This is a genomic window from Bacillus cihuensis, assembly GCF_000504145.1.
Taxonomy (GTDB): Bacteria; Bacillota; Bacilli; order Bacillales; family DSM-1321; genus Peribacillus; species Peribacillus huizhouensis.
In genome coordinates, this window is sequence record NZ_KI632495.1 from 157,998 (window position 1) to 180,276 (window position 22,279).

Sequence of the window (22,279 nt, forward strand, 5' to 3'; positions counted from 1 at the left end):
AGGTGAAATTATGTGGACGCTTTACTTTGTTCACTGATATAGAAGAAATAATTGACCGTTTTGACATTCAAGCTCCTTTTAATGATGATTATCAATTCAGTTATAACATCGCCCCTTCACACTCAGTTTTATCAGTTATCAAAGATGGAACTAAGAATCGTTTAGGTTATCTTCGTTAGGAATTAATTCCATTTTGGGCTAATGATGAAAAAATTGGGTACAAAATGATCAACGCTAGAGCTGAAACTCTCGCAGAGAAACCAAGTTTCAAGAATGCATACAAATAGAAACGTTGTAATTAAAGATACTCATTTTCTACAACAATACTTAAAACCGTTTGATGCAAAACAAATGGAAGCATTTGAGGTATCAGCCGATATTAACTCGCCTAATAATAATTCATCTTACTTGATAGAACAAATTGGTTAAGTAGTTCATTAGATCTCTTTTCTTTTTGAAAAATCAAGAATTTGATTAGGTTTTAACACCTCCAATGGAGGAGTTTTTTTGTTTAGAAAGATGTTTTTCTACGAAAATGATTTAATAAAAAGGCCATGTTAAAGTTCATTGTTGTTTTGGCTCTATGTTGATTGGAGCGGAAGGCATGAGACTCCCGCGGAAAGCGAACGGCTTACGTTCCAATCAACAAGCATGTTTAACAGAGACAATAATAAAAAGAAACTTCAATTTGTGAGGGTTGGAGAATACCCCAAAGATTGAAGTTTCACTTTATTCTACTGTATTCTTGACAGGGCGCTTTTCAGATTTCCGTAGTCCTTTAACAATAAACTAATTAAAAATAAAGGACTACATACTATACGCGAAAGAGTATAAAACAGGGGGATGTAGATTTAAAATAAAGTCACGATGTTTATTAAAAAGTTGCGAAGTTTTGCCCCTTTGGAAGTAGTCTAAAGGGGTTTCTTATGGTAAATGTAATATAGGGTTATTTCACAATTGGGCCAGATTGTGGAATAACATGATAAATTGTATAGTGAAGATTGTGAAGATATGTACATAAACTAAAGGGCCGGTTTGTTGAGGATTTATACAGAGTTTTTTGAAATTATTATCAAAGAGGATTTTGAAGTCCTTTGGCGAAAATTATATATTAAATCTATAAAATAAGAGGGATGTTGTGATGTTGAAACTGTTTCAGTATAACTGGCAAGTGCGTGATGACTGGTTTACATGGTGTAAGGATGTTCCGGAGGAAGAATTATTAAAAAAACGTGTGGGTGGGGTAGGAAGCATTCTATACACACTGTTTCATATCGTGGATGTTGAATGGGCTTGGATAACCCTGGATCTCAGAGGAGAACAAGTCCCCAAACACCCTACATTTGAAGAATATTCTAGTTTACAAAAGGTGTTAAATCTATCGCGGCAATATCGCAGCGATGTGGAGCCATATGTGAGATCATGGACAAGTGAAATGGAGTCAAAAATATTTTCGGAAAATAATCCTAACGGAGAAACAGAAAACTTTAAATACGGGGAGATCATGCGTCATGTCATTGCCCATGAAATCCACCATATCGGCCAATTATCTATATGGTCACGTGAATTAGGGAAAAAACCTGTGACTGCAAATTTGATTCGAAGAGGATTATTTGACAATTAGACTGTCTTTGCCAATAATACCGTAAACCCGCGCTATTCGCTAAAAAGGATTAGCGCCAATACTTCATCAATCGGGCCAGATTGTTTTATAAAAGGTTTTTGTTATTGGGGGACAGAAGATATGAACCTTGCAGATTATAGGGAAAGATTGGTTGCTATCAATGAGATAGTTTACTTTGATAAAAATGAATATCTTCGTGAAAAAACCTCTAATCCTTTAAAACTAAAGGAACTTATTGATGAAGCAGAAAACTTATTACAGTCAAGCAATGGAGATGACAGATATTTTCTGTATGGAACTATAGGTAATTTATACAGGATAAATGAACAACCAAAAAAGGCATTAAATTCTTTATCGTATTGTCTTAACCATGCAGTCAGAGAAATGAATCTTACAAGAGAAATCGTTGCGTTAATTCGTATTGGTGAAGCCCATAAATATGATAACAATCATACAAAGGCTTTGGAACTATTAGCTAAGTGTGATGCAAAAAGGTTGATGAATATTTGGACTTTGTATTGCAACATAAAGGCAAATGTCTTATGGAATTATTTACTTTGTTCCATACAAAAGAACATAGTAAAGGGGGTAGGTATTGCTTTTAGGTGATTGGAACATATAAAAATCTGACAGAATTTTTATTTTATTAATAACTCATCGGTTTTGCTACTAGAATTGTAACAAAACCAATGAAAAAAACTTCTAAATAGGAATATTACAATGCTTATACTCCCAAACGTTCTTCAAGATAAAAGATTCTAAACCTTAATTCATTGTTGATATCTAAGACACCTATAATAATCTGATTATCTTCAGTTAAAGTAACATATCTGAAGGTTTCACCACTTTCGATCATTAAGTTTGTTTCCGGTGGTGTCTCCATCTTTGCAAAGACCGAATGTGTATATTCAAGTGGAAGAATGTTATCTAACCCTTCCTCAGGACTACCAAGCCACTTATACATAATATCTTTCAATGACATTTGTTCAATTATCGATAGATTTTCCTTAAAAACTAATTTATCCACAGTTACTTCTTTCAACTTTATCACTCCTTAACAGTAGATAAAGTTTATAACTAATGAATCTCAACAACAAGGGTATTCCAATGACAAACCTTTTACAATTTGATTACTTTAAGAAATAAGGGACTGACTTAATGTGTTTTTAAAATGGATAGTAAGAAATTCGTTGTAGATATAAGGCAAGTAGATTATTAAATCATATAACCGCTCTGAGTTGGGTGGCATGGGGGCATCTCATTAAATTAGGAGGAACTATCATTGAAGTAGAAATACTACTTTTGCTACTCTAAGCAATGTCTGACTTTCTAAGAGGTCGAATTTATAAGTGTTTTTATAGTTAATATCCAATTCTCGCACTATCGAGTATGCTTTTTAAATTACTCTAGAATGGGTGCCTATTGTCCAAAGGTGAACAAAAACTGTTAATTGGGAGTTGTGTAATAGGAATTTGGTATTATTATCAGAGAGTTCGCAGACTATTGTATCGAAGAACTCATAGAAAAAGATGAAATAGTAATCATGTATACAACGAATATTATATAGAATAACTCGTTAGAATACATATAATACTAGAACAATTGCCCCTAAGCACAATTTTCCACTAAGCTTACAATTTAATGTATAATGATGTTATATTTTACAATTAGGAGGATTCTGTTAATGGAAGTCGCTAATGGTTTATTTGGTCTTTTTGCAATAATACCTATATTAATTTATCTAGGTCTTGTTGTGTTCAGTATTTATTTTATTGTTAAGGTGATCAAGTTTATGAATGCCAAGACAAGATTGGATGAGCAGCGAAATGAAAAGCTTGATGAGTTGATAAGGGTAATGGGAAATGATAAATAATCATATATAGATAGAAAAAGTCGCTTACTGATTACGTTGAGTGGCTTTTTGTTTTTTTAATCTATTCTTTTTTAACAGTTTTGCTTCTAACAGGCAGATTACCGACAAAAGCACCCTGTAACTTTCCCAATAAGGTCTGCTTGACATGACACCAATTAATGTCCTATTATAAATCAACACTAATCGGAGTCTTTTTAAAACTCGAAAGTAAGGGGAGGGTGATTTTGAACGATACAAATAAAACGAGGGATGTATATGTTGCCGTTGCCGACCCAACTCGACGTGAACTGATTCGTCTATTGGCAGACGTAGAAGAATTACCTCTTCACGAATTGACATCTCAATTTGAAATGGGGCGTACGGCGGTTTCCAAACACTTAGCTATCTTGAAGGATGCTCGTCTTGTAACCACCCGAAAAGTCGGACGGGAAACACGTTATAGGCTCAATGCTAATCCACTGCAGGAAATTCAAGGTTGGGTGGCTTTCTACAGTAAGTTCTGGAGTACGAATATGTTGCGATTGAACCAACTATTAGAGGAGGAAGAAGAATGAGTTTAACATTATCCCTGGATTTTCAGTTCACGCTATCTATCAAGTAGGTTTGGTTCACCTTAACTGATGCAAGCTAGTTTGCCAAGTTGGACATGGAAAATGATTCATGATTGAAAATATTCAAGTAAATCCAAAAAAGTGACAGGAAGAATTGGAGAAATTGAGAATAATCACTTTTGACTGTCAGTTGATCGCAAAATTGAAGAGGGGTATTCCTTGATGACAAATAGTAGAATGAATCCTAAGGTTGATGAATTTTTAAGTAAAACTAACAAGTGGAAGGAAGAATATGAGAAACTGAGAATGATCATTCTTGACTGTGAGCTGACTGAAGAATTTAAGTGGATGCATCCATGTTACACGTTTGAGAAAAAAAACATAGTTTTAATTCATGGATTTAAAGAATATTGTGCCCTGCTGTTTCACAAAGGTGCCTTGTTACAGGATACCCATAGTATTCTAATCCAACAAACGGAGAATGTACAGGCGGCGCGTCAGATACGGTTCACTAATGTTCAAGAAATAGTTGAAATGGAAACCATCTTGAAAGCCTATATATACGAAGCCATTGAAGTTGAAAAATCCGGTTTGGAAGTGAATTTTAAAAAGAATACAGAATTCATAATTCCTGAAGAATTTCAAAAAAAATTCGATGAAATCCCTGACTTGAAAACTGCTTTTGAAGCATTGACGCCGGGACGGCAAAGAGCATACATTCTTCATTTTTCTAAACCCAAACAATCCAAAACTCGAGAGTCAAGGGTTGAAAAATGTTTACAGCAAATTCTCAATGGAAAGGGATTAAATGATTAGCATATTCGATGTAAAAATCAATTAATCAAACTTTAAGATATTACCATACTTAGTGTTCATTCGAACTCCTTGAATCGCAGGTAACACCCAAAAAGATAATTAAAATGGAAGAAAACAAAAAAGGGTTCATAGTGTATAAGCAAATTACCCTGTAATAGGCTTACGTATTACCAGCAAAGAAAAGAAAAATACTTCACAAAAAAAGTTTACCCTTTGGCTGCTGAAGGACGCTTTTCTTGAACTAACACGTAGATTTTTTAATATCTTAAATTATCCACAAGTCGAAAGTATGCAAGTTGTTATTCATTTCTTGCAAATTTTCGGCTTTTTATTTTTAGAGAACATACTACCATAAACAGTATATTATTTGCTAAATGCAGCAGTTTTCTGTTTTTCAAGAATTTCTTTGTTTTTTTATTGATCGACTCAGTATTACTTAGCTTAACGTGGTCATCGATTGAATCATGAATTCCATATAGACTAGTAACAATTCAACTGACTTATCTAGCAACAGGTAGGGGAAGACCAATTTTATAGATAATGAAAAGGATTTATAATATTAGCAAAGTTTTAATGAATGTATGAGAAGTGATTTGGTTCAGTAATGAAAAAATTGAAGCTGAATTTTTCAAGTTGGACCAATTACCTGAAGAAACAGATCCTTTCATTAAGAAAAAGTTGGTTGGATTGAAGGAGAAGCTTGTAAAGAGTTAATGTAAAAGCTATTTCTTTATCGAGCTAATGAGTGCTTTAGCACAATAACAAAGAATAATTTTGAAGTTCCTTTAAATTTTTCGATCTTCAGCAATCGGGCACTATTACTGAGCAACACAGTTAGAAAAAGATCAAACATTTTAAAAAAAATAATCCAATTGAATATATTAAAGGTTTGTTTTGATCAATATTTTTTCAAAACAAGCCTTTTCTTTTTGTTCGTTTATCAAGGGTATTAGTATTAATTTAATCAATCTTCATTTAAAAGCAACACTTAATGGTGTTCACGAATAATAAAGTTCTTTAATTTACAATAAAGTCGTTTAAAACATAATAAAGTTGTTTATAAATATCAGTCGTGTTATTCCATTGTGAAGGATTGCACTTAAACTAACGGGTCAGGTTAGTTTAAGATGAAATGCTATAATTATTATCACGTCAACTATTTATGTATATAAATCCAAATCTTTTTCGGATATCTTGAATTCGATGTAAACGAAAGCGAGAATGAGTAAATGAACATAATGGACTATCTTAATGGAAGGTTTCCAACTGTCGAATTAGTCCCAAGCATTTATTATCAATGGGACATCGGCGTCCACTTTTCACTTGGTGGGGAAATCTATCAATTCAAAGAAAATGATGAACTCAATCTTGAACGATTTCGTCTAGTATATAAGCAAACCTCCACAATTTTTAATGAATTGTTTGAGCAAAACGACGACTTGTTCTTTGTAACGAATGTATATAAGCACAAAACAAAAGAGAAACGTACAAAAAAACTGAAGGTATACCAACCGTTTCTGAAGTGTAAAAATAATTTGAATCGGATTCAGGTGAAGACTTACCCTTATCCCTTCGAGTTGGACGAAGCAGAAGAATTTGAGATGCAACAATTTTCCTTGCTGTGTAAAAGAGAAGACATACGTGTAAATGAATTACTTAAGGCAGCGAGTAATGAGGATTTTCCATTGAAACCAAAGTTTGGGGGATACGCCATTGATTATCCTGATGTTTTCTTTGTGAACATCACAAAAGACATTATTTTCTTTGTTTACGACGACCGAGGGTGCGAAGTCATAGCACGTGAAGCAGACCAGATACGTCCACTTTATGAGAAATACTATGATTGGGTACAAGAAGTTGATAGAAAAAGGATTGAAAAAGGGTTAGGTGAATGAGAATAAAAAATGACCAAAGTTTCATCTAATTTCTCTTGTTGAACTAACAGGGTGCATTACTTATTGAAGCGAGGTAATAAAAGTGACAAATTCATGTGAAGGTTTTTTGGATATTATCGGTTTAGAACAAAATACAAGAGAAAAAGCTAAATTAATGGTGTTAATTGAAAATCCTTCAGGAGAACCTAACAAAGAAATTTTGTTTAACATATTTGATTTTATAAAAAAAGTATATGGAACGGAAAAGTGTACTATTCTCTGGTGGGATGGTCAAATCAAGCCGTCCACAAAAATAATAAGTGTAGAAGACATTGAGTTCTTGCAGAATTTGTGGTCAAGGATTGCGGGCAATTATCTTGTATTTTTACCAGTTCAATTTGATGTAAAACAAATTACTCAAAAGGATGAAGAAGAGTTTATTGGATTAAGTTTAATTACATATTCCCATTTGATATTAAAGTCACCAGATGCATATGAAGTATTATATTTAACCATGAATAAATGGGATGTATTAAACTGATTTTATTGAACTAACAGGTGCATAACTTCAATAAGAAGTAATGCTTTTTTACTACACCAGCTAATAGAGGTTATTTTTTTATTGCATTAAAGGGTGCGAATATTGATAATTGAGAGTAATCGGCAATTACGAAACAGTTGATACTGTTAAAAACCAACATCAATGAAAATGTTCGAATAAAGATACACTATCTGATGATAGAAAAGTTATTTTAAAATAACTCTAAATCACTGAATTATATGATTTATGAAGATAAGTTTCTATAAACTCAGCCAATCCATCATTTTCGTGGTGTCCTGTAACAAAATCAGCTGCTGCTTTAACCTCCTCGCTAGCGTTCTCCATTGCCACGCCAGTACCGACATGACGAAGCATCTCTATATCATTGGGTCCGTCTCCAATGGCTACGACTTCGCTTGGACTAATTCGAAATGCGTGAAGTAAGTTTTTTATAGCAGACCATTTGGAAACATTAGGAGCAACCAATTCAAACCCGTCATTCCAATTGATGACCTCTGCTTCCTTTTTAAACAAAGAGGATAACTCAGGTGTTGGTGCACCTGTTCGAACACTATATTTAAGAACATCTTGATAATTTGCCTGTCTTAAATCTCCAATATAACGTGGCGGAATTTGCCCAACTTTTGTCCAATAATCGATTTCTTCATTTGTTTCCTTACAATAAAGCCCATTTGCTGTATGGATAATAACATTACAAGAATTTTCAGCGGTCAGCTGGTGGAATCGTTCTTCGTTCAGTCGGACGGTTTTCATTTGCATAGCTCTTCCTGTTTCTGCATCGTGAATAGCGGCACCATTCAAACAGATCATTGGAGTTTGTAATCCAATTTCTTTATGGTAGGGAGCGGTTACTTCATAGTGTCGACCAGTAGCTAGAAAAACCTTGACTCCCTGATTAATGAGCCTATTAATGGCTTCCATATTTCGGCTGGAAATGTTGTTTGAGGCCTTTAGTAGTGTACCATCCATATCAATAAATATTGCACGCACAATCATTTATACTGCCTCCTCATCGTTGGTAAACCAATCATATCATCTGACTATTAAAGTCTTGTAAACTCAGTGTACAGATTTAATAAAGTTTATTGGGAGGTAAGGGACGGTTCTATGCAGGTAAAAATATTATTCCATTAACGGGTGCTTGTGCGGCCGAGCCTAGGTCGTATCATATAGCGGGTGGGATTCCCGTCGAGAAAGAACTAGCCATTCACTCGTAGCGAGTCTTGGAGGGCTAATGGTAACATTAGCCTTTAAGCGTAGACAGTTAGGTGGCGGGCCGAAAGCCAAATGGTTGAAGGGATTGAGCTCCATAATGTTAGTAAATCGAGAGGGCTGATGCCTTAAGCACAGCAGAAAGCTACATTTTATCCATCGTTAAAGGCAAGAAGGATAAAACCTCTCTGGAGTCAGAGACCTTGGCACGTCACACATTGATATGATACGGCAACTCGGGAGACCCTACCGGTCTTTTCTTCTTATAGAAGAGTATGGTGTACAAGCGATAATAAGCAAGGAAGCCAAATGCCGTTGTAGGGAGTCGGATAGCAGCGTAGTACCAATGAAGTTGGGTAATGCCGATGGAGGAAAGGCTGCTACCAAGTTATCACCCTTACTAGGGACACATTTACTACACGCAGAGGTAGGGATAATAAATGGAAACAAAACTATTAAGGATAGCAGAATTAGCAAAATCTGAACGGAAGAGATTACCTATATTTTGTGAATGGTGACTAGGAGGAGCCGTGTGCGTAAATAGCGCAAGCACGGTTCTGTGAGGGGGTAGGAACACAATCTACCGCAAGGTAGAGAGGTTCCCTTCTACTCGACTAGTTCCACAAGGAAATAAACAACTTTATTATCTGCTTTAATTTCAGAAGTAAAGCTGAACTTAATCTTTTTAAAGAACTTTAAAAGGAGATACTACAATTTAAGTAGTGTCTCCTTTTACGTTTTTATAAGTGAATTTTAATGACTTTATTATTCCTATTCAAATGGTTCATATCTTGTAGCTTGAAAAATATAGCTATTATTCTTCTCTTTTTATCCCAATGTATGTAATAATCACAGCCAGCTATATCGTTGATAAAAGGGGACAAGGTATCATAGATCGTTTTAACATGTTTCGGAAGTTTCGAACCCTTATTTCTTAAAAAGAATTCTTCTCTATAACATTTAAAAAATATTCTAAATTTTTAAATAATTATAAACGAAATATGGTATATAATAAGAGAAGTATATAACTGTTTTTAGGAGGATGAAAGATATGTTAAATGTTTGCTCAAAAATTTTGGTTCCGTATGATAATTCTGAATTAAGCAAGAAGGCATTGGATACGGCCATAGCACTAGCAAAACATGAGGAAAATATCGAATTGAATGTTATCACTGTCATTGATGTACATGGTACCATCTATTACTACGGTAATGGCGATCCCGTTACTGAAGCTCAACTTGAAGCAGCAAAAGAATCACTCAGTGAAGTAGAACGAAAATTAAAAGCCCTGCCAAACAAGACAGAAACATTCATAGTGGAGGGAAGACCTGCTAATACTATCGTGGATTTCGTTAAGCAGGACAATGCCGATCTTGTTGTTATGGGAAGTCGTGGATTAAGTGGATTGAAAGAAATGTTTCTAGGAAGTGTCAGTCATTATGTTGTGCAACATTCCACATGCCCAGTATATATTGTTAAATAGTACTACTTCTTTTTATTGTTCATTAGTTTATCCCCTTTCATATTAATACAGTAATTACACAAGATTTCGCATATTTTAAAGTACTAGAAAAGGATCTTCGAATGAAGATCCTTTTCTAGTACCAATAAAAATGATTATGTAAACTCCTCTTAAAATAAAATAAGAGGAGTTTTTTAATCTAGTTTATTAGGGGGAGCGTCAGGAAAATGCGGATTTACAACGTTAAGAAAGTTTCAAACTAATAAAAAAGGTCAATCTCCTGTAGAACTGAAATCCAGAATCGTTTCCATACCCCTGGTAGTCCTCTTAAAAAGTAATTATATACAATATAAAGAATATTTGTAAAATAAAAACAAATACGCTAATATAATGATGAAAATGTATATTTAAATACATTAGATAATGAATTCTTGACCGAGCAGGAAATTATTAATTTACTTGAATCCTTCGAATACGTAAACAACTAAGTTGAAATCCAACAAAGAGGGTGATAAACATGAAGAAATTCACATCGAGTATTATCTTTTTAGTTACTATAGTGTGTATTCTATCAGGATGTTTTAAACCTACTGATAAGGATTTGGCTTCAGTAAAAGGTACTTACTCTATATATTCTGTTGGGGACTATGAAGTGGATGTTAAATTGGAAGAAGATCTAGGATTAGTTAATTATATTCATAGCATAACTTTAGAAAAAGACTATGAATATGCAAAAGAAGTTGCCCCCTATTTGAAAATAGATAAATCAAAATACAATTATTTTGTGTTTGATAGTAAGGGATTGATATACGAAACAACAGACTATGGAAAATTATTGCGATTCTTAAAAGACAATCCAAACCCAAAATAATTAATTATAATATTTGTTTTGAGTTAACAGTAGTATAGTAAGACATGTGAAACTTACTATACTACTGTTTTTGTTATTGAACTCCAACACGCAATATCTAAAATATGAAAAGATATACCAGCGTCCTCCTCAGAGAAGGACGTTTTTTAGTTAGAGGGACCCTTCGTTAACCTAATTGGGTGTTTTTGCACAACGCCCCGAAAAGGTTTAATAAGCTGTATCCCTTGAGCCACTTGAGTTTAGGGCAAGTCTTTCAAAAAGTGTGCTTTATGACAAGCCTAATATCCATTGAATTCATTATGTCAAAAAGCCTGTATTCAAGTTATGCAATATTTCGTTTGATTGAGGGACTTTTTGACATATGGACATTAGGAAGGTTCCCTTAACGTTGTCATATCAATGGATTCTTACGTTCTACATCCCTTAGCGTTGTTAATCCGCGTTTCGCTGGCGGTACCCCCTATTAGGCTAATGGGTGACATCGGTTCAAGAAGAAGACCCTTTTGGTGATCTTTTCAATGTACTGAAATAAAAAAAGGTTTCCAACCCAAGATGGAAGCCTTCTGGCAATGTCCCCTTCGTTTTACTTCATCCAAAAAACTTTGATAGAAACCCTTTCTGCTCTTTCTTTTGACTGCTTAGTTGAGCCTCAATTAACTGTAATTTATCTTCTAATTCTGTTCTTTTATGAGCTTCTTCCTGTTTTTGTTCCTGTATATAAACATTAAAAGTATCTTTTAAATTTTTATCTGAGCTAATTAAATCTTTAACCAATCCTTTTAAAGCTTCATTATCCTCCTGGAGCGTATTTAATCTGTTATCTTCAAGCGATTTTGTTTTATTTTGTTTTTCTATTAATTGAGATAAACGATTTATTTCTTGCTGCATCTGACGGAACTCATTGCCTATTTGCATAAACATTTCATTAGCGCCACTTTGTTCAAAGGCCTGTCCAAGCAACAAAGCCATTTCGTTCTCTTTCTCTTTTTCTTTTTGCTCCTTATCCGTTTGCAACTGATGATATAAGTTATCCTTAATTAGCTCTTCTTTCACATCATCAAACGTGACATTTCCTCCACGATTGAAAACTTCAATGATCTTTTCGATCTTTGGAAACTCAGTATGTAATTTATAAAACATACAAAACCACATAAAAGAGTCAGTAAAAAAATATTAAGAGCTTGTTTTATCAATCTATCAAAACAGACTCAATTCTATGATCGTTTATCAAGCAATATTAGATCTAGTTTCCAAGGGAATTTGGGTGGGTTTTAATGGTAATACTAATAAATATTATTAAGGATAAATAGGAGTGAAACCATGCCACAAAAACCTTCTAAGTCTACCGAAGAGTTAAATACGGAAAAAAATGTTCAAATACCAAATAATAATCAGCAAGATAAGGATGCAATTGATAACTTAACACGTATGTTAGCATCCCTATTGAACTATCTATCAGATGAAGAAAACGAAGAGTTAGATATTGATTACATTATTGATGATACGGAGGGTCTTCGAGAATGGTGGAATCAATATAAGGAGAGTAACCGGAAATTGATTGAAGAAGAAATCAGAGAATCTCTTGGTAAACTATCTATTGAAGCCCTTCACAAGATCCATGAACAAGTAAAAGAAAAACAGGATTAATTGTTATGAAGCTAAAATATGAGAAGCGGAAATTTTTTTGTAGCTCGTCATATATTTTGTGATGGATAAAAAATTGATAATATTATTAGAAGTGAGGTGGGACAGGATGAGTACTAAAGTGGTACCAAAAGATGGGGTTCCTATTTAATTAGGACCGCATTCGCTAACAAATACAATAAGATTATTTTTCTTATCTACAATCGGAGCTGAAATCCCATTTTCACTTTCATCCAGTTCTTCTAAGGCAAAACTTGTTTGATGCTGGACAGAATTTTGATGACTTGGCTAAAGTATCTAGTGAATTACGATTACTTGCTTCTTGCTTAATCAAGTTTGCAAAAGATTTACGGTTATTATCATCAGGTCCGGAAGCTGGGTTCCCCTATAGAGAGTGAAAAAGAATTAAATATTGTAGACATTTAAAGAGCACATGTTGATGTTTAGCTTTGAAACATAGTCAAGGACTAAGGTTTTTAAACTATATATCCATCTGCTTTTTCTCAGGAAAGTATAAGAGGGAGTGATTCATGTGGTTATGGTTACACATCCTGTCAGAGGATATGGTTCACCTAATAAATACGTTCAAGGAAAAGGATTGTTACATTCTTTAACTGAATACACTGGCAGATTCGGAGAGAAAGTCATTGCATTGGTCGATTCCTTCTTTTTTGAGGAGTATGAAGTGATTTTAAATAATTTATATAAAAAAGCAGGCTATGAAATTAATGTTGTTCGCTTTAATGGTGAAGTAACAGAAAATGAAATAAAAAGAGTGACAGACATAGCAAATCTTGAAGATACAGAAGTGATTGTGGGCATTGGTGGCGGAAAGACTTTAGACGTGGCTAAAGGAGTTGCCGCTGATGCGAAACTATCATTGATTATTATGCCTACAACAGCTTCTACAGATGCGCCTTGCAGCGCTCTTTCTGTAATTTATAAAGAAAATGGGCAGCATAGTGATGCAAGATGGTATGATAGGAATCCAGATCTCGTTTTGGTTGATTTAGATATTGTGATTAATGCTCCGGTCAGGTATCTTGTTTCTGGTATGGCTGATGCATTAGCCACCTATTATGAAGCTAGAGCAAATGAATGGTCTGATAGTAGCAATTACATATTTATGAATAAAGACGGGAGCGGGTGCAGAAGAACAAGATTAGCTATGATTATCGCTAAATCATGCTATAGAATCCTTATGGAAGATGGGCTGAAGGCTAAACAAGCTGCAGAGTCTAAAATTTGTACAAAGGCATTTGAAGACGTAGTAGAAGTAAACACGCTCTTGTCCGGATTAGGTTTTGAAAATACTGGTGTTGCCGGAGCTCATGCCATTGCTAACGGTTTAACAGCGTTGAAAGAAAGTCATAAATCGCTTCATGGAGAGAAAGTTGGATTCGGGATTATATGTCAATTGATAATGGAGAATAGGCCTTTGAGTGAAATTGAGGGAGTTGTGAATTTTTGTTTAAAGATAGGGCTGCCGCTTACATTGGAGAGTCTAGGGATTGAACCTACAGAAGAAAATATAAGCATCATTGCCCAAAATTCAACAAAATCAAATTTGTTATGTGAACCAATCCTGGTAACAGAAGATTTAATTTACGATACCATCATTCAAGCAAATGAATATGTAAAATCATTTGAAATTTCGTAAATGTTTAATAAAAAAAACCAAATTTCTTATTACAATGTGCCCTATTAAGTAGACACCAAAAAAAGTCTACCAATAGGGTACTTTTTTGTATAATTACGGTGCTTACGTAGCAAGTAAAGCGGCGGTTGAATCAATGATAATGATATTGGCTCGCGAATTGCGTGGTAAAGATTTCTTGACTCCTTTATTAATAATATTAAAAAATTTGGAGTTAAGCCAAAAAAGGGAGAAATACTGGAAAATGTTAAAGAAGTCGTAATTCAATTAAATGAATTAAATGACAAATACGGTTACTTTATTCAGACAATGGAGAGAGAAGAACTATATGAACTTATTACTGAAGCTGCCCGTATAGCTGGTTTAGAAGTCGAAGGAGACATAACCGAAGAATGGAGATAGTGGTAACGTGGTTGGACAAATGAAAGCATAGCAAAAGTGATAAATAAACCATATAAGACGGCTAGTGCGGTAAATAAATATACAAAAAATTCAGTTACAGTTTACTATAAAGATAATATACACTATGTAGCAGTAGATAATGGTTCTGGGAAGGTAATACAAGTTTCTGATTTAACTATATCAAATTGGAGATTTGATCCTGATTTTTCGAAATAGGTGGTGATGTAATGATAATAAAAAAAGAAGGCAAAATTAATGAAATAATCTATGAATATACAACAATTAATAGCGGTAAATCCAGATTATATCCAACAATTACTGATTTAAACGGTATTTTAGAAAAGATAATTGAATCCAAATCAACGACAGAATATATAAGAATTAATCCATTTTATATTAATGAAAAGATTAATATGCAGATAGAATTCGAAGAATTTATGTTTTATTTGGAATGTAGGGAACAGTTCGATAAAAAAGCACTAAAAGACCATATTTTAGATTGCTTAGATGCACATTATCCAACTGTGTCTACAGAGCAATTTGAGATGGGTAAAATACTGTATCCTCTATGTCAACACAACGATTTAAAGAGTTATAAGCTCTCGCTAGAAAAATATCGTGATTATTTAGGTACGCTTTTACCGAGGTTATTTGATTATGCTAAAAGAAAAATGCAATTAAAAGACGATGACTTAGCATTTGGATATTTTTGTTTTGAAGTTCATAGTGGATAATATTTGAACCTTGATAGGCTATTTGACATTCAAGGTTCAAATATTAAAAAGTGTAATGGAAACAATAATTTTATGTATGTAACAATAGATGAAGTAGCTATCTTTAATAAAAAAGGTGTCCTACAAACGGCGTACGGAAAAGACCAATATAAAAAACCAATAGAAATGCTATTAATCAATTTTATGGAAAATAAAAGGAGTTACTAAGCTATGAGTAAGACAAAACGAATAATAAATAAGTGGGATCCTATGAATCTTCTTTTGCATGCACCAGATGATGAGTATGAAGAAGAAATATTACTAATTAATGACGTCTTAGCTCTAACTAGTGATGTTAATCAAGTGGCAAATGAAATTAAAGCTATTTTTATAAAAATGTTTGGTGATGACTTTAAAAGAAGTTATAACGATTGTTTAGAAATAGCAAAAAAAATATTAGATTAATTAAAAACCTTGATTGGCTATTCATGCCTTTCTAGGTTTCTTTTTTTGTTGGTGGGGCTATCGCATTTATTTCCCCTAAAACGGACAGCATAAATCCGTCCGTTTTAGGAGAAAAACCAATATTATTTTTGACAGTTGATGTTTTTTATACCTATTATTTCTTGCCTTGCGAAGGATCACTGTAATAAACTTGTGGATCTTACTAATCCACTTCTTTCCAACCACCTGCAAATCCATCTTTATCTATCCATGAATAAACATTTACTGTGTGGCTCAAAAAATTAAAATCATAAAACCCGAAAAACGTTGCACGAACTTCAAATGGTTGATTACCCACTGCTCTATCATTTTGTTTAAATGTGCTAGATACTCCATCAAAAACCGATACAAACGGATAGATATTTTTTGATCCACCTGTAGCATTATCAGGAGTAATATCACCATCTTTAATAGTCGCAAATAATGTTACATAATATCTACTTACTTCAATATCATTTATTTTTACTGTTGTTTCATATTTGTAATAATATGATCCGTCAGGCACCGATTGCAAAGAATTTATTTTCTGTCCGTTCATATTTTCTATTGAAGAGGTAACTAGAAGATATCCTCCATCCTCACCAATAGGGATTTTTTTGTTTTCTGGTAATGATTCTATGTCATTTAATTTATTAAAAAAATCTTTAGCTGTCTTTGAAGAAAGAGTTGCCTTAAGAAATTTGTTTTTCTCACCTTGATTTAACTTGTTGAATTTTTCTAATTGTTCTTTCGCAAAATCATCCTCTTCAGCATTAGCTTCCCACCAAGCCATATAATGTTTTTTCAAAACACCAAATGCAGGAACACCATTGTTTTCATTGTCCTCTTTTTCCGCATTAACAATTCCACTAGATGATACGAACATTGTAATAACTAGCAAAAAAGTTAACAGTGAAGATCTGACAAAATTAAATTTTTTCAAAACAATCCCTCCTATTTTCATTTTTTTACATATATATAATATAATGTAAAATATTTCGTTGAAAGGGTCTGAATAATCAAATAAATATTGTTTTACTTATTTTATTAATTAAAATACATTAAGAAAGACCCAGCTTATCTCTCTATTTTCATTTGCATGGCTTATCCCACTCGCACCGAAAATTCCTGTGATTTCCCTTTCATAACCAAGAATCTCGCGATTGTGGAATAAGATTTTAAAACGATTATATTGTTTTATCTTTTTGTATAGTGAAGTTTTTCACATGGGAAATTAAACAACTATATTTTTACCCCCGTCCTAGATTTAGAACGGGGGTATGCTTGTTTGAACTTTTAAAATTAAATAACTTTTTTGTCAGTTTACATTTGTGTTAGGGATAAACGATTGGATAGGAACTGTTCCGTTATGAACGGGCAATCATGGAGACTACATATAATGGGTTAACCTTAACTACTATTGGTTGCCCTTTATGGGTAGCTTTTTTTGTGGTCTACATAAGGTTTATGTAGAATTTATATTAATAAATTGAGAGCAGGATCAGTGAAGAATGGACCTATTAAAAGGGTAAATTGACTCTTTGGGTGCATTATCAGCATATTTGTTGGGTTAAATCAGGAGAATTGTTCTTTCGTGTATTTACATCGGATGATACTTCAAAAGCCTCCATTTGGAGTGCGTCAAATGGTTTAAGGAACTGTTGCAGATACGCTGAATGGGTATAATTATGCTAATAATAACCCAGTGATGTTTGTTGATCCCGATGGAACGTTTGCTCAGATCTTAGTGGGCGCTGTGTTAGGCGCGTTTGTGAATGCGGTAATTTATTATGCTAACTTAGTTTTTAAATATGGCTTTAAGAATTACAAAAAGCATATCTCTGGAAGAGCTCTTACTATAACAATGCTTAGAGGAGCGGTTGCAGGGTCAATTGGTATAGTGAGATACTGGCAAAAAATAGGAGTATTTGATAAGGTTGGTGTTCTAATTATGAGCTTTCAACTAGCTCCTGCAGCATATTTTTTCAGTAATTTAGGTGGAAAGTACAGTAGACGTGGCTTTATAGAAAATCAATTTTTATCTCTTTTCAGTCCGAATAAAAGCATTATATATGGTACTATTGTGAAAACTTTAGAGAGAAGTTATTCAGGAAGATGATTTCTTTTACTGTTATAATAGCAAATGAGTAATCAGTAAAGGAGAGTATAAAATGAAAGAAACAATTCTCAAGTTGGCAGAATTACTCAATAATATCCATGATTTTATTCAAATCTACGTTAGCAATCATTTAAATCTAGGTTTAAATGATAAAGATTTACATTTTTGGATTATGGGTATTATTGGGATCTTGATATTTCTTTTTGTGCTAGTTGTATCAAAATTTATTTCTAAACTGCCTTTTGGAATTACAATACTATCATTCATATATAGTTTCACGATTATGATCGTTTTAGTTTTTGTCATTGAAATACAACAAGCCCTTACCAAAAGAGGAAATATGGAATTTCAAGATGCTGTTGTGGGATTATGGGGATTCGTTGTATTTTTTATAGGTTTTGTGATAATTTCATCAATCTTTTTACTAATTAAAAGGTTAATAAATAGTTTTACTGATAAAGATTCTATTAGAAAAAGTTAATCTTTAATATTTATAATGAGAAATATCACCCATTTCGGGTGCTTTTATTTGTAATCTTGTTTAACTATATAAGGACAATAGGGGAGATGACACGGATACCTTTATTAAGCTATTCAAATGATCATTTGGCTATCTAAGTTTGATTTTTTTCCTTCAAACATAGATAGCCAACTTTGCATCTGAGCAAGTTATCTCTCCACGCTGCCAATCGGGCAGGGGAGAGATAATCAAGTTTGAATAATAATACAATGGAACCAAGATTGTTAGCGGTAATATGTTTACATTAATTTATAAACTCTGAAACTCGAAGAAAGAAAAACTAAATACGTATAAAAGGAAATATTAAAAGATAATATTTCCATCGTTAGAAAAAGATTCAGGTGATAAAATATTAATCGAGAGGTATGCCACATGTATAAAAAATCATTCTTAAATTTCATTTTTTAAAGTATGTCTTGTCTTTTTAATATTTCTAGGAGGATATCAGAATTGCGCAAAGAAAAAGTTTCAGCCATCATTGGAGAATCACATAAACTTATGAATCAAGTTGTAACCGATACTGCTAGTATCCTTTCAGATGCTAATTTTGTCTATAAAATTGATGAGTTATTGAATGAGAGAAACATAACTCAAAAGGACCTTGCGTCGATGACGGGTATGAGGGTAGGTACTATTTCTCAATTGGTCAACGGTAAGACAGGTGTTAGTCTCAATAAAACTCAGCTAATTGCTCTTATGGTGGCACTGAGAGTTACTAAGTTATCGGATATTGTTGATTTAGAATTGCCACAGGATGTCTTGTTGAAATTTCAAAAACAGCAAGCTGAATGGTTATTGGATAAAGAAATGCCTATTGAGCTCAAAGAGATGCATAGAAATAATATATTAAAAGCAAACAATTTATAATGAGTTAACAGTTATTTGCAAACTTCTTTTGATTTTGATACTTTATGACTAATCGTTTGTAGATGCATTCTTCTTAACAATTGAAGCAGTTTTTTTGAGTATTATGAAATAGCTTTGAAACTCATTTAAATATTGTATGAATGATTAAGCAATTTCCTTAAAATAACTCACTCAATTATGGACCTTCAGAAAGCATTATGGCATATTTTTCTCAATAGGAAAGGTCGTTACGCATCCTGCTATAAACCATGATATAACAGGGTTTTGATGCAAATGGATATGAAACCATCGCAAAAGAAAATTAATCAAATGATGGCAGTCATGAATAAACACCCTTATATAGAAGGGGTACTACCCTCATATATTGATTTTAGTAATTAAAAAAGAGGAAAAGGTGAATCCTTCACCTCTTTTTTAGGTACTGAGTTAGTTAATTCTTATTAAAATGGATTCATAAACCACCTTTTCTGTTGAAAGATCAGCAGATAGGGTGGTTTTTGTTTTTTTAGAAGATGTTATAGAGGAATATATCTATTACTGTCAAACAAGAGGTTTCACAAAAAAGACGATGATAAACAAACGAATTCCTTAAGTAACAAGAGAAGATTTTATGTGAGTACGATTAAACTGTTTCAATGTTCATTAATGAAGATGTTAAAAGTAAGGCGAAAGAAAGAATTGTAATTTGGTTTGGAGAAGATGCTATTACCGATACTAATACAATTATTGATGATAAATTACATAAAAAAACAAATGAAGAAACAAAGAATGAAGAATAATATAGATTTAAAAAGACACTCAAACTATTCCGTGAGTGTCTTCTTGTGTATCCAACTTATCTTTCTTTAACAATTTCTTATTTTGATTGATAAGTTCTTTATTTTTATTAATAGTAGCATCATTATTCAATTTAACATGATTCGTGAAAGAACCTTTTTCTCCCATAAAATCTAACAGCAATTCAACTGACTTATCCAATAAAATATCTAATGCAATAATTCTATCCTTAGATAATTGAGTGAGTCTTTTGTTAAGATGAGAATCTAGTGAAACGACAATTGAATCTCGTGATTCATTCCTCATTCCCTCTCCTCCTTTTCCGACTCTATAATTATACTTATATTATATGATAGAAGAAAATGGGAAACAACACTATGTATCTGAAATTGTATAAATAGAGAAAAGTACCCACAAAATATGGGTACTTCTTTGTGTATATTTAGAAAATGGTCTATATCAAAAGTTGTGTCTCACGAAGATTAATATATAGCCATGTAAGGTGCAAATCCTTACCCGTGTATTTGTATAGAAGTTATATAGAAGTGGGAGAGAGAATGTAGATAGGGTAAAGATGATAAGCTGGAATAAACCCTTGATGAGAACAAAGGAGCATCGTGGGACATTAACTTAGAGTTGATTCGAGAAGGTGAAAGTGAAATCAGGAAGTTTTAATTGGATCCCGGTTTAATGGAAGACGAGAGGATTCTAATTGTAGTGGGAGTCCTTACATAAAAATTCGATTTAAAAAAGGGGATAACTAAAATTAAAAAATCAAATGTGAGCATAAATGTAGAAGCAAAAAATACTATGAAAAAATTCTTTATTGGGACTATTTTATCTTTTGATATTTCGATTGATGTTAATTGTGAAAACCATTCTGAGGCGATTCAAGAAGGATTACGAAAGCTTGGAGAGTATGCAGTGGCTATTCCTGAGTTGAAGTTAATATTGAATGATGGAACTGTAGTAACTCCTAAAGTTCATAATTGGAGCAATTAAGAAACTGAGTATTGATGAAAACGATGAAGTTGTATCAATTAATGAGGTTAGTGATGAAGAGTGTAGACAATCATAAAACGCTATTTATTTAAAATTATTCTTGCTTCCATTGTATTTATTTACGTCTTATACACGAGTGTGACTATAAAATAAAGAGCCTAGACAGCTGCAACTACTAGACTCTACAAACAATGAAATTTACTAAATAGGGAACACTAATCAGCCTCTTGATTATATTATTTCGAAAACATGATTACAAAGTAGCTTATGCAGTGGACTTGGTTTGGAGATATAATGTAGATAATGGCAAATGGTATCGAATAAAAGGACATTAATATAATAACTATTTTAAAAATAAATTTACAGAAAGTTAACTTTGTGAAAAGCGATTTTGGTTTCATCATGCACACTTTAATATTATTTCAATTTACTGATTATTATAAATAATCGAAATTAGGTCTAGAGAAAGCATACGTTGCATGGTATCATAATGGTATCGACATATAAATACAAAATCCAACAATTTAATTAAAGGAGTAAAGTAATATGAAGAAATACATAATCAAAGATAACAATTCGAGTCGAATCACTGGGAAGCAAGTATTCCTCAAAGCAGATAAATCACAAACTTTGAACTTCGACTATGCTCACATTTATCCTGAAGTAGAAGCAATCAATATAAAAGAACATGATGATAACATGGAATTGATTGAAGTTAACGTAGTAGTTGTTTAAGGGGTTAGATTTATACAAGATTTACCGATCTGCTAATTCAATTATGAAGAAATGAAGCAATCTAATTAATATCTTGAATACTCTTTGTATCTTCATAGCATGACTTTACAAAATTATTTTAAAAAAGTTGAGAACTAAAAATGAAAAAATACGTTAATATAGACTTAGTTTCAACTAAATTAACTGGGAAGCAAGTATTTCTGAAAGTGGATAGATCGCAAACATTAAAATTTGATTTTGCAAATTTATTTCCGGAGAAAGAAGCTAAAGAATTGAAGCCCGGAAACCATAACTTAAGCTATACAATCGATCATTGCTGTCGGCTATCTTAGTTTCTTGATTATTTTTATCTTGAAACTCAGGTAGCCGACTTTACTCACATCCGTTTTCCATACGTCTGCTGCCAATCGTGAAGGGGGAGAGCGAATCAAGTCAAGTTTTTTTGATAGATTGATAGTAAAATATTTTAGTAAGACGTATATTACTGAAAATGGATTTAGCTTGGTGGTGTAAAA

24 protein-coding genes and 4 pseudogenes are annotated in these 22,279 nt (G+C 33.0%); 23 read left to right on the forward strand and 5 right to left on the reverse strand.

Annotated elements, in window-relative coordinates; genetic code table 11:
• Positions 1–2: 2 nt before the first annotated feature.
• The 3 genes and pseudogenes from V179_RS32320 to V179_RS0106555 all read left to right on the forward strand — a co-directional run.
• Positions 3–272, forward strand: a pseudogene (locus V179_RS32320) (SOS response-associated peptidase family protein); the annotation flags it as partial.
• An 869-nt stretch (positions 273–1,141) separates the two neighbouring features.
• A complete protein-coding gene (locus V179_RS0106550; protein WP_028390776.1) occupies positions 1,142–1,624 on the forward strand; it encodes a DinB family protein in 483 nt (160 codons plus the stop codon).
• Between the two features lie 120 nt (positions 1,625–1,744).
• Entirely contained in the window at positions 1,745–2,233 is a 489-nt protein-coding gene (locus V179_RS0106555; protein ID WP_028390777.1) for a hypothetical protein, read from the forward strand.
• Positions 2,234–2,348: 115 nt separating this feature from the next.
• On the opposite strand, the gene V179_RS0106560 is transcribed toward V179_RS0106555, so the two are convergent.
• Positions 2,349–2,666, reverse strand: coding sequence for a CBS domain-containing protein (locus tag V179_RS0106560; RefSeq protein ID WP_028390778.1), 318 nt, complete (start codon positions 2,664–2,666; stop codon positions 2,349–2,351).
• A 642-nt stretch (positions 2,667–3,308) separates the two neighbouring features.
• Here V179_RS0106560 and V179_RS0106565 point away from each other — a divergent pair.
• The 5 genes from V179_RS0106565 (at position 3,309) to V179_RS0106590 (ending at position 7,279) form a co-directional block, all read left to right on the forward strand.
• Positions 3,309–3,497, forward strand: a complete 189-nt coding sequence (locus V179_RS0106565) for a hypothetical protein (RefSeq protein WP_028390779.1) — start codon at positions 3,309–3,311, stop codon at positions 3,495–3,497.
• A gap of 224 nt (positions 3,498–3,721) precedes the next feature.
• Positions 3,722–4,051, forward strand: coding sequence for an ArsR/SmtB family transcription factor (locus V179_RS0106570; protein WP_028390780.1), 330 nt, complete (start codon positions 3,722–3,724; stop codon positions 4,049–4,051).
• A 219-nt stretch (positions 4,052–4,270) separates the two neighbouring features.
• A complete protein-coding gene (locus V179_RS0106575) occupies positions 4,271–4,864 on the forward strand; it encodes a YdeI/OmpD-associated family protein (RefSeq protein WP_028390781.1) in 594 nt (197 codons plus the stop codon).
• A gap of 1,229 nt (positions 4,865–6,093) precedes the next feature.
• Positions 6,094–6,759, forward strand: coding sequence for a DUF3885 domain-containing protein (locus V179_RS0106585; protein WP_028390782.1), 666 nt, complete (start codon positions 6,094–6,096; stop codon positions 6,757–6,759).
• A gap of 82 nt (positions 6,760–6,841) precedes the next feature.
• A complete protein-coding gene (locus tag V179_RS0106590) occupies positions 6,842–7,279 on the forward strand; it encodes a hypothetical protein (protein WP_028390783.1) in 438 nt (145 codons plus the stop codon).
• A 222-nt stretch (positions 7,280–7,501) separates the two neighbouring features.
• On the opposite strand, the gene V179_RS0106595 is transcribed toward V179_RS0106590, so the two are convergent.
• Positions 7,502–8,296 carry a Cof-type HAD-IIB family hydrolase gene (locus V179_RS0106595; protein WP_028390784.1) on the reverse strand — a complete coding sequence of 265 codons (795 nt, stop codon included), beginning with the start codon at positions 8,294–8,296 and terminating at the stop codon, positions 7,502–7,504.
• A gap of 1,267 nt (positions 8,297–9,563) precedes the next feature.
• Here V179_RS0106595 and V179_RS0106610 point away from each other — a divergent pair.
• Both V179_RS0106610 and V179_RS0106615 read left to right on the forward strand, forming a co-directional pair.
• Positions 9,564–9,995, forward strand: a complete 432-nt coding sequence (locus tag V179_RS0106610; RefSeq protein WP_028390785.1) for a universal stress protein — start codon at positions 9,564–9,566, stop codon at positions 9,993–9,995.
• A 496-nt stretch (positions 9,996–10,491) separates the two neighbouring features.
• Positions 10,492–10,845, forward strand: coding sequence for a hypothetical protein (locus tag V179_RS0106615; protein ID WP_028390786.1), 354 nt, complete (start codon positions 10,492–10,494; stop codon positions 10,843–10,845).
• 588 nt (positions 10,846–11,433) lie between these two features.
• Here V179_RS0106615 and V179_RS0106620 read toward each other — a convergent pair.
• The gene (locus V179_RS0106620) at positions 11,434–11,985 is read right to left on the reverse strand and encodes a hypothetical protein (RefSeq protein WP_028390787.1); all 552 of its coding nucleotides are present in this window, start codon (positions 11,983–11,985) and stop codon (positions 11,434–11,436) included.
• A 180-nt stretch (positions 11,986–12,165) separates the two neighbouring features.
• Between V179_RS0106620 and V179_RS0106625 the strand changes: the two genes are divergently transcribed.
• From V179_RS0106625 to V179_RS0106645, 8 genes and pseudogenes are all read left to right on the forward strand, one after another.
• Positions 12,166–12,492 carry a hypothetical protein gene (locus V179_RS0106625; protein WP_028390788.1) on the forward strand — a complete coding sequence of 109 codons (327 nt, stop codon included), beginning with the start codon at positions 12,166–12,168 and terminating at the stop codon, positions 12,490–12,492.
• 206 nt (positions 12,493–12,698) lie between these two features.
• Positions 12,699–12,887: a lyase family protein gene (locus tag V179_RS29730; protein ID WP_407637240.1), complete on the forward strand. Its 189-nt coding sequence runs from the start codon at positions 12,699–12,701 to the stop codon at positions 12,885–12,887.
• A 140-nt stretch (positions 12,888–13,027) separates the two neighbouring features.
• Positions 13,028–14,149, forward strand: a complete 1,122-nt coding sequence (locus V179_RS0106630) for a glycerol dehydrogenase (protein WP_028390789.1) — start codon at positions 13,028–13,030, stop codon at positions 14,147–14,149.
• A 94-nt stretch (positions 14,150–14,243) separates the two neighbouring features.
• Positions 14,244–14,321, forward strand: a pseudogene (locus V179_RS30555) (3-ketoacyl-ACP reductase); the annotation flags it as partial.
• A 2-nt stretch (positions 14,322–14,323) separates the two neighbouring features.
• Positions 14,324–14,548 (forward strand): annotated as a pseudogene (locus V179_RS32145) (hypothetical protein); the annotation flags it as partial.
• 18 nt (positions 14,549–14,566) lie between these two features.
• Positions 14,567–14,764, forward strand: a pseudogene (locus V179_RS32325) (colicin E5-related ribonuclease); the annotation flags it as partial.
• Positions 14,765–14,775: 11 nt separating this feature from the next.
• Complete coding sequence (locus V179_RS0106635; protein ID WP_028390790.1) at positions 14,776–15,282, forward strand: hypothetical protein; 507 nt, start codon at positions 14,776–14,778, stop codon at positions 15,280–15,282.
• A 210-nt stretch (positions 15,283–15,492) separates the two neighbouring features.
• Positions 15,493–15,726, forward strand: a complete 234-nt coding sequence (locus V179_RS0106645) for a DUF1871 family protein (protein ID WP_028390792.1) — start codon at positions 15,493–15,495, stop codon at positions 15,724–15,726.
• A gap of 202 nt (positions 15,727–15,928) precedes the next feature.
• Here V179_RS0106645 and V179_RS0106650 read toward each other — a convergent pair whose 3' ends face one another.
• Positions 15,929–16,687 (reverse strand): hypothetical protein, encoded by a 759-nt coding sequence (locus V179_RS0106650; protein ID WP_028390793.1) that lies wholly within the window; start codon positions 16,685–16,687, stop codon positions 15,929–15,931.
• Positions 16,688–17,515: 828 nt separating this feature from the next.
• On the opposite strand from V179_RS0106650, the gene V179_RS0106655 reads away from it, so the two are divergent.
• The 3 genes from V179_RS0106655 (at position 17,516) to V179_RS0106665 (ending at position 19,250) form a co-directional block, all read left to right on the forward strand.
• Positions 17,516–17,863: a hypothetical protein gene (locus tag V179_RS0106655; protein ID WP_152534706.1), complete on the forward strand. Its 348-nt coding sequence runs from the start codon at positions 17,516–17,518 to the stop codon at positions 17,861–17,863.
• 52 nt (positions 17,864–17,915) lie between these two features.
• Entirely contained in the window at positions 17,916–18,344 is a 429-nt protein-coding gene (locus V179_RS0106660; RefSeq protein WP_028390795.1) for a hypothetical protein, read from the forward strand.
• A 489-nt stretch (positions 18,345–18,833) separates the two neighbouring features.
• Positions 18,834–19,250 carry a helix-turn-helix domain-containing protein gene (locus tag V179_RS0106665; protein ID WP_028390796.1) on the forward strand — a complete coding sequence of 139 codons (417 nt, stop codon included), beginning with the start codon at positions 18,834–18,836 and terminating at the stop codon, positions 19,248–19,250.
• A 798-nt stretch (positions 19,251–20,048) separates the two neighbouring features.
• Here the strand turns inward: V179_RS0106665 and V179_RS0106675 are convergent.
• The gene (locus V179_RS0106675; RefSeq protein ID WP_028390797.1) at positions 20,049–20,333 is read right to left on the reverse strand and encodes a hypothetical protein; all 285 of its coding nucleotides are present in this window, start codon (positions 20,331–20,333) and stop codon (positions 20,049–20,051) included.
• A 504-nt stretch (positions 20,334–20,837) separates the two neighbouring features.
• Here V179_RS0106675 and V179_RS0106680 point away from each other — a divergent pair.
• Both V179_RS0106680 and V179_RS0106685 read left to right on the forward strand, forming a co-directional pair.
• Positions 20,838–21,029, forward strand: a complete 192-nt coding sequence (locus V179_RS0106680; RefSeq protein ID WP_152534707.1) for a hypothetical protein — start codon at positions 20,838–20,840, stop codon at positions 21,027–21,029.
• Between the two features lie 546 nt (positions 21,030–21,575).
• Positions 21,576–21,764: a hypothetical protein gene (locus tag V179_RS0106685; protein ID WP_028390799.1), complete on the forward strand. Its 189-nt coding sequence runs from the start codon at positions 21,576–21,578 to the stop codon at positions 21,762–21,764.
• Positions 21,765–22,279: the final 515 nt, after the last annotated feature.